Origin of the sequence: Desulfovibrio sp., from assembly GCF_047607245.1 — a bacterium.
Lineage (GTDB): Bacteria > Desulfobacterota > Desulfovibrionia > Desulfovibrionales > Desulfovibrionaceae > Desulfovibrio.
Genome location: NZ_JASGDK010000002.1, coordinates 1 through 13,358, shown reverse-complemented (window position 1 = coordinate 13,358; position 13,358 = coordinate 1). Strand labels below are relative to the sequence as shown.

8 protein-coding genes and 1 pseudogene are annotated in these 13,358 nt (G+C 52.6%); 4 read left to right on the top strand and 5 right to left on the bottom strand.

Annotated elements, in window-relative coordinates:
• The 3 genes from QM579_RS00110 to QM579_RS00100 all read right to left on the bottom strand — a co-directional run bounded on the left by QM579_RS00110 (nt 1) and on the right by QM579_RS00100 (nt 3,430).
• On the bottom strand, nt 1-1,344 hold the full coding sequence (locus QM579_RS00110) for an SrfA family protein (RefSeq protein WP_414997210.1): 1,344 nt from the start codon (nt 1,342-1,344) through the stop codon (nt 1-3).
• Nucleotides 1,341-2,555 carry a S1 family peptidase gene (locus QM579_RS00105; RefSeq protein ID WP_414997209.1) on the bottom strand — a complete coding sequence of 405 codons (1,215 nt, stop codon included), beginning with the start codon at nt 2,553-2,555 and terminating at the stop codon, nt 1,341-1,343. The genes QM579_RS00110 and QM579_RS00105 overlap by 4 nt, the downstream gene beginning before the upstream one ends.
• A gap of 77 nt (nt 2,556-2,632) precedes the next feature.
• Nucleotides 2,633-3,430, bottom strand: a complete 798-nt coding sequence (locus QM579_RS00100; protein WP_414997208.1) for a glycine zipper domain-containing protein — start codon at nt 3,428-3,430, stop codon at nt 2,633-2,635.
• 478 nt (nt 3,431-3,908) lie between these two features.
• Between QM579_RS00100 and QM579_RS00095 the strand changes: the two genes are divergently transcribed.
• On the top strand, nt 3,909-4,112 hold the full coding sequence (locus tag QM579_RS00095; protein WP_414997207.1) for a dual CXXC motif small (seleno)protein: 204 nt from the start codon (nt 3,909-3,911) through the stop codon (nt 4,110-4,112).
• 15 nt (nt 4,113-4,127) lie between these two features.
• Here QM579_RS00095 and QM579_RS00090 read toward each other — a convergent pair whose 3' ends face one another.
• A complete protein-coding gene (locus QM579_RS00090; RefSeq protein WP_414997206.1) occupies nt 4,128-5,465 on the bottom strand; it encodes an NAD(P)/FAD-dependent oxidoreductase in 1,338 nt (445 codons plus the stop codon).
• A gap of 105 nt (nt 5,466-5,570) precedes the next feature.
• Here QM579_RS00090 and QM579_RS00085 point away from each other — a divergent pair, with 105 nt between their 5' ends.
• Nucleotides 5,571-6,569 carry a YheT family hydrolase gene (locus QM579_RS00085; protein WP_414997205.1) on the top strand — a complete coding sequence of 333 codons (999 nt, stop codon included), beginning with the start codon at nt 5,571-5,573 and terminating at the stop codon, nt 6,567-6,569.
• A gap of 105 nt (nt 6,570-6,674) precedes the next feature.
• Here QM579_RS00085 and hrpB read toward each other — a convergent pair whose 3' ends face one another.
• Complete coding sequence (hrpB, locus tag QM579_RS00080) at nt 6,675-9,386, bottom strand: ATP-dependent helicase HrpB (protein ID WP_414997204.1); 2,712 nt, start codon at nt 9,384-9,386, stop codon at nt 6,675-6,677.
• Between the two features lie 110 nt (nt 9,387-9,496).
• Between hrpB and QM579_RS00075 the strand changes: the two genes are divergently transcribed.
• The gene (locus QM579_RS00075) at nt 9,497-10,621 is read left to right on the top strand and encodes a sigma-54 interaction domain-containing protein (RefSeq protein WP_414997203.1); all 1,125 of its coding nucleotides are present in this window, start codon (nt 9,497-9,499) and stop codon (nt 10,619-10,621) included.
• Nucleotides 10,622-10,682: 61 nt separating this feature from the next.
• A pseudogene (locus QM579_RS00070) lies at nt 10,683-13,358 on the top strand (hypothetical protein); the annotation flags it as partial.

Sequence of the window (13,358 nt, the reverse complement as noted above, 5' to 3'; positions counted from 1 at the left end):
TTATTTCCTTCTGAAGCGGGCATCCCACTTATTGTTGCCCGCACCTTGCTCTCTGCCCTTGCATTGCGTGGTGTTTTCACTGCCGGTGCATTCGACCTTCTGAGGAACGTAGGTGCCGCCTTTGGGGCATTTGGCCTGGCCTGAGTCAAAATTTAACCTGTTGCCCTGGAAGCGGGCCGAAGCCGGGCCGCTGCACACCTGACCGTTGCGTTCGCGCACGAAGCGCCGGCCACTGCCTTTTTTGTCAAAGCAGTATTCCGCAATGATCGGCTCATTGGACGGATGTGAATACAGGCCCGTTTCGCTGGTCCAACAACCTTCAAGAAAACTCAAATCATTCTTTTTGGCTGCGTCCTGCGGAATGGTCAGATCTTCATTATTTTTCTTGGGTTTTTCCGGTTCTTTGGGCGGTTCTGCGGGTTTGGGGTCCGGCTTTTGCTGCTTGGGTTGTTCCTTGGGCTGCTCCTTCGGCTTTTCAGGCTGAGGAGGCTCCACGGGAGTTTCACCCAGGAATGGTTCTACCATTTCGGGTTCAGGTGCAGGTTCGACTGGTTCCGGTTGTTTTTCCACTACAGGAGGAATAACTGGTTTTACAGGTTTGCACATGGCTGCGCGCTCTTGAAGCTGGTTCCACAACAGGGCCAGCTCATCATCAAGAGCAGCTGCGCGTTGCTCTTCTGCAGCGAGTTTTTGACGGTCTACTGGCATGCAGCCCGCGGGAATGGGTGATGGCAAAAATCCCAAAGCTGCACCCAAAAGCCAAAGCAGAAGCAAAAGCAGCAACAAGGGCAAAAGCCAAGGCAAGCAGCCACCGGATACAGGGGCCACAGGCGTGGGGACTGGCGCAACAGGTGGGGGAGGCGGAGATGCCGCGCCAAGGCGCGTCAGATCCTGAGGCAATGCCCCGGAGCTGCCGGGGGCAAAGCCCCAGTTGATAAGCACTGGCTGCCCGTTTACAGACCAGACATCATCGTCGGACGGATGCTGCAAGGCCTGTCGCAACAGCTGGCCTGAAAGAGCCTGTCTGGCTTGAGCATCAGCGGTAAGTTGCTCTGACAGATTAGCTACATCCCGTGCAAGGGCTGCGGCTTTGGAACGTACAGCATTGGCTTCGTCTTCTGAAAGATCTTTGAGGGCGATTGCCGATCCCTGGCCTTCAGCATACCAGTCAACGGTGTTTGCCTCGGGATCGTGTTGTGGCTCTGCCAGCAGTGCCGCATGTTCAGGGCTAAGCTTTTGCAGAAGGATGGTTTTGAGCTGGGCATGGCAGTCAGTAGCCAGGATACCCTGGCTGGCAAGTGCCCGCATGGGGCCCCGCATGGTTACGGCAATGCGTATGCTCATGACCTGCCTCCTTGCGCGCCCTTGGCGATATCAGCAGGGGCATCCTGTGCCTTGTTGCCCGTGGTATCCTGATTGGATGTGTCTGCCTTGTCAGAAGGCTTGGGGGACTGTGGCTGACCCTGACTTGCACGGGGTGGGGCCATCGTGAAGGGCACTCCCGCAGCCTTTAAAAATTCTGCCAAACTGGCGCTTACAATAGCCAAACTGGATTGTCTGTAGGATTCATCATCTAGTTTGATAAAGGTGTTGATGCCCACAACCTCTCCCTTGTCATTAACCAGTGGGCCACCGCTGTTGCCCTGTGACACGGTTGCCGTGTGGACGATAAGGGCTGGTTTGCGCTCAAGAATGACACTGACCACGCCGTCAGTGTAAACCACTTCGGGAGCAGCGGCTTCGTTGCCTTTCAGTAATGCCAAAAATTGTGGATCGTCGTTGGTCACTGCCCCGGGGAAACCCCAGGCGCTGACTCTTTCAGTGCGCCAAACGTCGCTGGTCAGCGCCAGAGGAGTGATTGCGGGGCCCCCATCCACAGCCAGCACGGCAAAGTCACGACCATTGCTCTGAACGGTCCGCAATACGCGGGCAGAAAGAGGCGAGCCTGTAGCCTTGTTGACAACAGCTGCCTTTTCAGCGGCGCCTACCACGTGCGCATTGGTCACTACGTACCCTGGCGCTACAAAAAAGCCAGAACCCATAGACAAACCTTCCTGCCGCAAGGCCAGAACAAGAACAGTGGCCTGCTCCATAAGCGCTGCAAAACCCTGGGGCGCAACCGCGGGTTGCGAAGCCTGAGGATTTACAGGGGCTGGGCGCGCTGTTGCACCAGAAGCTTCAGGAAGTGTGCCCCCGGCTTTTTCAGCATTGCCAGCCAATGGCGGCCAAACAATGCCTGCAGGGGCAGAAAGATAGGGCAATTGCCGCTGTACTTCGCAAGGCTCTTCTTTAAGAAGCTGGCGTAAGCGAGCGATAAAATCCTGACGAGACTGATTCTGCTTCTGGATCTCAGCTGTCCGCGCTGCTGTTTGTTCTTTGAGATTTTCTGCTGCCTGCCACTCTTTCCAGAAGAGCCATGCTGCCAATAAAAGAAGGCTCAAAAAGAACAGAATCCCCCAGAATAGAGGGCGGCGAAACCAGGGCAAGGCGGGGGTTGGCTGAGCGCTGGTATGCGCTTCTTGCCCCTGAGCAGCGGGATCGGGCGTTTGACTCATAGCAACTCCGCGGCGTGCCGCCGCAAAAAATGTTCGCGCGCCCCACTCTCAAAGAATGGGGCTGCGCGATCATATGGCTAACCGAGCAGGTTATTGACAGTCTGCTCGTAACTGTTCATGCGGGCGTCAACATCACTGCGCGTACTTTCAAGCTCTTTACGCGAAGATTTCCATTCCGAGGCCTGCGGTGTCAGGTTCGCCTGCTTGGCAACAGGTGTTGGTTTTTTCTTGGCGGTAGTGGTCGATGATGCCGCAGGCTGTTCCTGAGTGGTTGAGCCTGCCAGCACCTTTTCGTATTCACTATCTTTTTGAGCCATTGCGACTGAAGTGTCCTTCAGAATGAAGGCGGTTTCTTCCATGCCGCTACGGATTTCACTATAGCGATCTTGAAGTTCAAGACGGGTAAGCTGCCCAGCCTTGTACTGGTCGACAGCCAGCTTGAATTGTTGATCGTAGCACTTGGTGGCCAGCTTGGCGGCTGCTGTGGCACGGTTCATACTGGCAGCCTCGGCTCCCATCTGGCGATTATATTCCGCCAGATAGTTTGCATCACGCTGCCGTTCTTGTGATTTTCCGTAAATATTGCCGCCAACAGCCCCTGCAGCACCACCTGCAACAGCGCCAACCAGTGCGCCTTCCACCTTACCAGTTGCGAGGCCACCAATAAGCGCGCCAAGCAGGGCACCACCAGCAGCGCCAGCAGCCGTGCTTTTGCCGGTGCTGTTTTCATCCTGGCGCAGCTTGGCTACAGGCTCATAGCATTGGGGATAGTAATTTACTCGTGTTTTCTGCTCGCCATAACGGCTGGTGCAGCCCGAAAAAAGCAGGCTGCCCGCAAGAAGGAACACGAGAGGAAGATATACGCGCCGCTGCATGCCACAGCCTCCTGATTAAAGTTAAAGAAAATCATCACTTCTTTAATGATACTGCAAAGTCATGCCAAACAGCAAGTCCCGGTAAGACAAAGCGCCACTGGATTGCGCGTGCGTGCGCCTAATCTCGCAGCTTTAGTAGCTCAAAAAAAAGAGTACTAATAAAGCCCACTCTGAGGTCAAAAGCTGTCTGAAAGAAGCAGCGCAGCAATACCTGGGCGCTGATTTGTACATTTACCCTTGCACAGCATCGAAAAAATCCCATCAATTTCTAATAATAATAGATAGTTGTTATGGATATCCAAACGGATTCTTGTGGTATTTGACAAGATTATGGTGTCAGTGATTAAACAGCCTTCGGTTGTTGTGCCGATTGTGTGAAAATTTCTGAATCATAATCTTCTGCTCATGCCAGTTGCATAGTCAATCTGTAGTGAGTTGCAGACCAAAATTCGAACATTTTTTTACTCTGTGAGTTGTCATGGCTTTTTTTGCCTCTCGCGATGCCAGAACTTCGTTGGATTGCCCAAATTGCTCGGATAAGCTGCATATCGTTCGTACCTGTCATGAGGTGTTCATGCGCTGTTCATCCTGCAAGGTTGAATTTCCCTTGCAGGAATATATCAAGCAGGCTGACGATGCGATGGAAAGCTTTTTGGAAAACGTTTATTGCAATCGAATCTGATTCACGTTGTTTGCGCTATGCCTTGGGCGTGTGGCAAGTTTCTGAAGATAATGCTCTGGCAGCAGCTACGCCGCTGGCCCATGCCCAATGCAGGTTGTAGCCTCCAAGCAGTCCAGCCACATCCAGCAGTTCGCCAATAACATATAACCCACGAGTACGAAGACTGCCCATGGTCAAAGGGTCCACTTCACAGGTGGACACACCGCCAAGGCAAATTTCTGCTTTTTTTAATCCGGCCACCCCCACAGGCAACAGCACATGGTTGTGCACAGCTTCTTCCAACACTATACGTGTTGCTCGCGACAGCTCTGCCGCCTTGCGCCTTGCATTTTCCTGTGGCAGCAGGGCATCTACCAACCTTTGCGGCAACAAGCGGGCAAGAATGGCCCGCGGTGTCTGCTTTCCCGATTCGTTGGCGTCCAGAAGTGTTTTGAACTTTTGGGCAGGCAGAAAATCGACGCGTATCTCGGCTCCTTCTTCCCAATACAGTGAAGCTTTCAATGCGGCTGGTCCGCTTAACCCCTCATGGGTAAACAGAAGATCATCCTGCCAATGGCGATGCCCTACTGATATACATACCGGCAGGCTGATGCCAGCAAGCTCGGTAAAAGGATGCGCAGCAGGCAGAAGCAGGGGGCTCAAAGCTGGACGTGGCAGCACAACGCTGTGTCCAAGACTTTGAGCCAATCTGTAGCCTTGACCGCTGCCGCCAGCTTGGGGCCATGCAGGACTGCCCAAAGCAAGTACAACATTCTTGGCGCGCCATGCTTCCAAGGTTGTTTTTACTTCAAAGAAGTCACCCAAAACGTGAAGAGACTCCACAGATTTTTTGCATTCAACGTGGCATCCACGCTGACGGCAGTCTTCAAGCAGAGCTTTGACAATTTTTTGTGCAGGAACAGTCAAAAATAACTGCCCATGCTCTCTTTCTTCGAAAGGTAACTGCCAGTGACGCACCAGACGAATCATGTGCGCTGGAGTAAACGAACGCAAAGCTGGAGCACAAAAATCACTGTTCTCCACGCCTGCGCAGCGATAGTAGGATGCGTTGATCTGCCGATTTGTAAAGTTGGCCTTGCCTCCACCGCTGATAGCCAGTTTACGGCCAGGGACAGTTCCACGTTCAAGTATAACTACTTTAAGACCGCGCCCGGCGGCTTCTCTGGCACACATAAGGCCAGAGGCTCCAGCACCCAGAATGAGCACGTCGGCTTCATTTTTGGCCGAATCTTGCTGACAGTCTTCGCCTTTTGGATAGGGGATACGCAAAGGCGGAAAAATCGAGTTTTCGGTTTTGCCGCCAAGATTTGACAGCTCTTTCTGGGGAGCGCTATGTAAGTAAGTTCTTTGCATGGCGTGAAAATATACGAGACGACGACGTCTGCCAAGGTGCCCCCACCCCCGTGACTCAGTTGCACCTGATAAATCTGGAACAACAAACCGCGAACTGAGAGGATCATGCCTGTACTTGATTCGAATTATCTTTGCCCCTGGTACATGACCAATCCCCACGTCAACACCATGTGGCCTTCACTTTTTCGGCCACAGTTCGCATTGTTGCCCAGTGTGACACGGCAACGCATTAATACGCCTGATGGCGATTTTCTGGATGTTGATCTGCATCCAACATCGGAGGCATCCGGCCAGAGCTTTGGCATGGGCAGGGGGATAGTTATTTTGTCCCACGGGCTGGAGGGCAACAGCCGCCGCAAATATATCCTTGGAATGGCTGCGGCTTTGCGAATTTTGGGTTTTGACGTGCTCGCCTGGAGTATGCGTTCCTGCTCGGGGGAACCAAATCGTACGTCCCGTTTGTACCATATGGGAGAAACTGAAGACCTTTCAACGGTCATCCGTTTTGCTGAAAATTTTGACCGTCCCTTGCTGTTGGCAGGTTTCAGCATGGGCGGCAACCAGATATGCCGTTATCTTGGTGGTGAAACAGTATCGCCATTGATAAGGGGAGCCATTGCCATTTCGGTGCCGTGCGACCTTGCTGCCGCAGCGCCAGTTATGGATGGTTCTGCCTGTCGGGTATACATGTGGTATTTTTTGCGTACGCTTCGCGAAAAAGTGAGTTACAAGGCTGAACATTTCCCGGGATACCCGGCCATAGACGGACTGGAATCCATTAAAACCTTTGCGGAATTCGACAGCCGCTTTACTGCGCCTACCTTCGGATTTTCATCAGCTGAAGACTACTGGAAAAAAAATACAGTGTTACCGGACTTGCCTCGCATATCCGTCCCTCTGTATCTTCTTATGGCGGCGGATGATCCCTTTTGCGCGCCGTCCTGTTATCCGTGGGACACAGCAAGAGCAAGTCAGCACCTGTTTCTTGAAGTTTCGAGGCATGGCGGACACGTGGGTTTTGTTCAAGCTGGCGGCATGTACTACAGTGAACAACGAGCGCAGGACTTTGTTCGTAGCCTGCTGGATCAGGCTAAAATTGCCTGAAATTGTAATAACCTTAAGCTATTTGACTCAGAACACACCTGTTGAATGCTCGTCTTCTGTCATTGTGCCTGATTTATCCCGAATGTGGTCACGGCATGTCGTATTTTATTTCTTGCCTGTTGCGGCCAGCTTCTTCTTGGTCAGAGCCGTAGCTAAAGCCGTCAAGGGGTCTTCGGGCCAGGGGTGCCGCGGATATCGCCCCCGCATTTCACTACGTACCGACAGATAACCGTTGCGCCAAAAATGAGCCAGGTCGCGAGTAACCTGCAAGGGGCGACCAGCAGGAGAATTAAGGCGCAGAAGTAAGGGAACACGCCCCTGAGCTATAGTAGGCGTGTCAATGCACCCGAACATCTCTTGCAGCTTCACATCCAGAGTCGGGCCTCCTTCCTCACCATACAATATAGGCCTCTGCGCACCAGAAGGCACCTGCCAGTGAGTCGGGGCGAAGTTTTCAAGCTGCCGGCGTAAGTGTCCAGGCAGCAAGCTGTTCAATGCGCCTGAAAAAGCAGCAGGGTGTATGGATGCCAGAGAGGTGCATCCTTCCAAAGCTGGAGGAAGCCAGTTTTCCAGCTCACCAAGCAATGCCTGATCATCCATAAGCGGCCAGGGATCGCCGTCCAGTTGTTGTAATAAAGCCACGCGTGCGCGCCATTGAAGACTCTGTTCGTCCCAGGGAAGGCAGTTCAGACCTTGCTCACGCACGTACGCGCACAAGGCTTCTATGGCCTGTTCCGGTTTGGGCCGTGGAAGGGGCGTGTCTTCAAGCAAAAGAGAACCCAAGTTTTTTTGGCGACGTGTTGTAAGCTGGCCGGATTCGCTGACACGTGTCACGTCTTGCTGGATAATCTGCTGCGCAAAAACTTCTATAAGCATCTTTTCTGTAAGCGGTGCAGCCAGCCGGATGCGTCCGTGCGGCAATGCGCCATCCACATGGGCCACTGCCAGAAAATCCTGCCGGGCCAGTGGATCCTCCTGTGAAAGCAGGCACGCCCTTCCACTCCGCATGCGATAAACGGCAGCAGGTATGTTTCCGATATTGCCGCCCTTGGAATCTCCAGGTTGCAGCATGCTCACTTGTTCTGGCCAAGCAATGGCTACCAGCATGCCTAATGCTTGAGTATCTGCCAACGCTTCAACAAAAAAACGCTCAGAGTCTGTATCTGATTGAGCAGTGGCGGCTGAATTTGCTGCGTTTGTAGGCATAAAACGGGCAAGGCGAAGGCATTGGCGGCGTAAACGTGCCCTTTGCCCCATGTCGAATGCTTTGCCGTTACGTTTTTTGCCATTGGATTCGTGGCACAGCCAGTCGATGCGTCTGCCAAGATCGCAATCCGGTTGATGTATTGGACGTTGCCCCTGACTGCCATGTTGCGTCGCTGGCATCAGGGGATCCTTTTCTTCAAGCAACGCTGCTAAACAACATGCCAATGGCCCGTGACCGTGCAGGGTCCCCCACAGAAGCATGCGAGCTGTTCTGGGGGCCAGGGGCAGATGTGCCATGTGGCGTCCCGTATCAGTAAGTCTTCCTGCGCTATCAAGTGCGTCCAGAAGTTCAAGGGTCTGACGTGCAACAGAAAGATGCGGAGGAGGAGGAAAGTCCAGCCAGGACATACCCGCAGGGTCCAATGTGCCCCATGCCGCCAGCTGCAGCAGCAATCCCGTTAGGTCGGCGTCCAGTATTTCTGGCCGGATATGAGGACGCATGCCTTTTTCTTCTTCAATTGGCCATAAACGGCAACAGATACCTGGTTCTGTTCTTCCGGCCCGGCCTGCGCGCTGGTTTGCGCCTGCCAGTGATACGCGCTCTGTTACCAGCCTTGTCAGCCCGCTGGCGGGGTCAAAGCGCGATCTGCGCGCTAGTCCTGCGTCAATAACTATGCGTACGCCTTCAATGGTTAGTGATGTTTCAGCAATGGATGTTGCCAAAACCACTTTGCGTTTGCCTTCTGGCGCTGGGCCAATGGCTTCATCCTGACTGGCTGACGAAAGGTTCCCGTACAGCGGGCAGAGCAAAATGTTTGAAGGCAGACGGCCTTCAAGAAGGTTTGTTACGTGGCGTATTTCTCCCGCACCCGGTAAAAATGCCAGCAAACTGCCTTTTTCCTCATTCAGTAAATTTAAGATTAAATGAGCCATGTGCTGCCACAAGGCTGACGTATTCGCCGAGCCTGCAGTGCTCATCATGCCTCCCAGCCGGGAAGGTTGCGGCATATGGCGCATTTCCACCGGGTAGGCACGGCCAGGGCACTGGATTACCGGGCAATGCCCCATAATGTGAGAAACGGCCTGCATATCCAGCGTTGCAGACATCACCAGAATACGCAGGTCTGGCCGCAAAACAGCCTGACTTTCAAGACAGAGAGCCAACCCTGTATCTGCCGTAAGCGAGCGTTCATGAAATTCGTCAAACAGTACACAGGCCGTGTGTGGTAAATCAGGATTTTGCTGTAGAAGACGAGTAAGTACGCCTTCAGTTACAACTTCAATGCGCGTGTGGCGGCTTATATAACTTTCATCACGCATGCGCAGCCCAACAGCGCGCCCGACGTCTTCGCCAAGAAGCGAAGCCATATAACTTGCAAGGGCGCGAGCGGCGACTCTGCGAGGTTCCAGCAAGATAATGTTGCGCCCCTCAAGCCAGGGAGCATCAAGCAGCCATAATGGAACTCGACTGCTTTTTCCCGCTCCGGGGCTGGCGCCAAGAACAAGATTGCAACCTGCGCTCAGCGCAGCAAGAAGAGACTGACGCTCTGTGTCCAGAGGGCAGGGAGGCAAAAACGTCGCAGAAGTTAAACGGGCAGGGTGGTTAGTCATGCGATGCCGGGTGCTGCATTAGAACCGAAAGTTCAAACAGCTTTTTTACTGGTAATCCTTTTCGCGTCAGTGTATTGACACAAGAAAGGACTATTGGTGGAGAAGTACACATGGAGTTGAACAAAAGCGGCATAATCGGCCAGAGCACAAGCTTGGTTGAAGTGTTTAAAGTTTTGGGCAAGGTTGCTCCCACAGACAGCACCGTGCTTGTAACCGGGGAATCGGGAACAGGCAAGGAGTTGCTGGTGCGTGCTCTGCACTCCAATAGTGGTCGTCACGACAAGCCTTTTGTGCCCATCAACTGCGGTGCCATCCCCAAAGAGCTGCTTGAAAGTGAACTCTTCGGGCACGAAAAGGGCGCGTTCACACACGCTATCCGATCTCGCCCTGGCCGCTTTGAAGTTGCGGATGGAGGCACCATCTTTCTTGACGAAATAGGCGAAATGGATCTGAGCCTTCAAGTCAAAATCTTACGCGTATTACAGGAAAAAGAGATTGAACGCGTTGGTGGCAGCGGTTGTAAAAAGGTGGATGTGCGGATTGTTGCGGCCACCAATCGAGACCTTGAAGCCGAAGTTGCCGCTGGGCGCTTTCGTGAAGATCTTTATTATCGCCTTAATGTCATTCCATTGCATTTGCCGCCGCTGCGTGAAAGGGGCGGGGATGTTCTTGTGCTGGCCAGATATTTTTTGAATCATTTTTGCTCCAAGAAAAAACGTCCCGTCCTTACGCTCTCTGCTGATACTCGCCGCGTGCTGGCTGCCTATGCTTGGCCGGGTAACGTGCGTGAACTTGAAAACTTTATGGAGCGTCTGAGTATTCTTGTGGACGATGATATTGTTAGTCCAGAGGATTTACCCAGAAAAATTCTTGATCATGTTGGCGATATTGCAGAACTGCCTGAGGTTCAGGAAGATGCCGACGACGCAGCAGCATACAATGAAGGGTCCTGCTTGGACGTTTCGTCAGGGGCAGCAGAAGTTGTAAAATCAGCCGGAGCCCCTGAGGGGCAATTGATTGCAGCTCCACAGCAGGGAACAGGGAAGTTCGTCTGGCCGGACCTGGCCGTGCTTGAGGCACAAGCGGTAAACCTCAAGGATTTTCTTGACGCTGTTGAGGGGCGTCTTATTGACGAAGCACTGGATAGGGCCGAGGGCGTTAAAAACCAGGCAGCCGAGCTTTTGGGCATAAAGCGCACAACACTCATAGAGAAATTGAAAAAACGCAATGCCTAATGGCATTTATTTTGCAAGATTTTGTTAGTTTCAATGCCTGCTAACATCCCGCGAAGTGTACGTGAATAAAAAAATCCTCACTGGCGTTGCCCAGCTTCAACTTTTCACCAGCGAAGGCTTTGCCTTCAATGTTAGAGCAGGGTTGCATTACCTGTTGCGATCCCTTGTTGTCTGCTTTCTGGCAATGAGCGTTCTTGCCTTCCAAATTCCTGACGCACAAGCCCTTTCGTGGAGTTGGTCGACGCCACTGGCTGGCGTTGAAAAACTACATTTACAGCTTGATGAACCTGCACAGCCCAGCAGCTTGGTTCGCGCTGGAGGCAATTCCTTAATCTTATACTTGAACTCTTCTGAATCGCTTGTGCCGCCGTTGGAGCTGATTGGTTCAATGCCGCCCTCTGGGGCTCTACTGGAAAATGTTGGGCTTGTTGATAACCATCTCCGGATTTTGCTTTCCTCGCGTACCGTCAGACACGCTGTTCACCGCACAGCTCCAGATAAACTGGACATAGAATTTTTTGCCGCTGGCCTTGAAACAGTCGGCCAATCTAGTCATAACGATTGGTTGGGAAAGGAAAAAAATTCCTTTTCTGCCGACGATACAGATAGCTTTATAGCGAATATCTCCGGCTCTGGAAAAGTGGTCTATGGTGATCCAAAGGCTACTAAGTCCAGTTCCAGTTTCGTTCTTGATGCTTCGCCAGCGATAGGTGGGGGAGAGAATGCCACTTCAGCCGAGGCTGGATTAGTAGCAACTGCCCCAGCTGAAAGTTTGGGAAATGTTCTGCGTGAGAAGCTCGGCACTGAATCATCCTTAAGTTTTATGCAACTGATGCGCCTTAGCTCGGCGGAGCCTTCACACGAATTATTTACGGCTGATTCTGAAGCGTCTTCCAGAAGTTTTTGGGACTTTTGGGGACTCTCTGAAGCCCAGGCTGCGCAGCGGCCATCTGAATCGGCCCCATCTGCACCGACAGTCACGCAAAGTCTTGGCGATCGGGGCGGCATGGTTGATCGCCAAACGGTGCTTGGCAGGGTGAATAGCGGGGGCCCCGAGGATTGGCCTGAAAATAAGGCGCTTTCAACCGTAAGAGAATCTCTGCCTGATTCCGGAAAAAGCGATCCCGCACCCAACGCAGCACCAGTACAAAGTTCCAGCAATATGCAGCAACAAGGTGATGGAGCCGCTGGTGCTTCCACCACTGGTACTGCAACCAGTATGGATTCTTCTGCTGAAAACAGCCCCGTTTCTTCCAGTAGCGCGTCACATTCTGAAACCACGGGGCAGCCCTCAGCGGCGCCTGTTGACCAGCAGGCGAAGGGCGGACAAGTCTCAACTGGTGGAGCAGGCAAGACAACGCCAACTTCCCCTGTGACGCAACCAGTATCTGCACCAACCAAATCGACCGCAACGCCATCGGGAAAAACCACCCAACGAAGCACAGATGAACAGGGCAAGGCTGGCGGTTCAGGCAGCGTATCCGGCAAGGTAAGCGGGCAGACCGTGGGATTGACAGCCGGGCAACACGCTCCTGAAGAGCCAGCCAAAGCGCCTGAAGACCGCCCGGTCATCTATGTGGACGAGCAGGGCAATCCCGTAACCAAGCCCATTAAGCCTGAAGTTGTAATGGAAGAGGCTGAGAGACTTCTTCGTGAACACAAATATGTTGAAGCACTGCCGCAACTGGAAAAGCTCAAAACGTTGCCCGGCGTCAGCCCGGAGTTGTTAGAAAAAACACTATACTACATTAGTGACTGCATGTGGGCACGCTATGCGGACAATCCCCTTGCAGGTTACGAAGCGATTGTTTCGTCCACCAGCGAGGCAATGAATGCCAACCTGCGTTCTCCGCGAGTGCCAGAAGCGTTGTTGCGCCTTGGTCTGGCTAACGTCAACGTTGGCAATCTGGTGGATGCTGGTGGATACATTGTGGCCTTGCTGCGCCGTTATCCAGATTATCCTGGTGTTGCTCAGGGCTTTACCAGCCTGGGCAAAGCACAGTTGAAACGTGGACTTAACGAGCGCGCGGAACAATCTTTTTCCATTGTTCTGGATAAGTACCCGGAATCCTCTTATCTACAAGAAGCTTCTGTGGGTTTGGCCGAGGCTTTAACCAAACAGAAAAAATTTCAGAACGCACAGCTTATTCTTGATTTTATCAGCAAACGTTGGCCGCGTTACTATATTGATCAGCCCGCATTTCTGCTTTTACAGGCTGGAAATGACAAGGCACTGGGCAAGCTCGCTACAGCTTTAAACCTGTACTGGTTGTATTATAACCTCGTTCCAGCTCATTCTGGCAATGATTCGCTTTTGCTTGAATTGGGCGACATATACGCGCGGCAAGGAGTTTGGACTACCGCCGAGTTTGTATACAGCTACGTTGAACGCCAGTATGCTGGCACTTCACCTGCCGCCACAGCTCAGTTACGGTTGGCGGAAAAAGGGATTTACGACTCGCCCATTACCTATCAAGAAATGAGCTCTGTATTTGCGAAAGCTGATAGTGGAGCACTGTGGAAAATTTACAGTGATCTGGCAGCTGCATCAAATACAGCTCCAGAAGCTGTTCTGGCTCGCCTCAAAGAGGCCATGTGGCTTTACTGGGATAAAAAGTACACCGAAGCAATGGGGAAGGCAGCAGATTTTATTGACGCCTACCCTGATAATGCCAATGTTCCTGAAGCCCGCGATCTTATATGGGAAGCCTTTCAGAAAGAGTTGTCCAATTCGTTG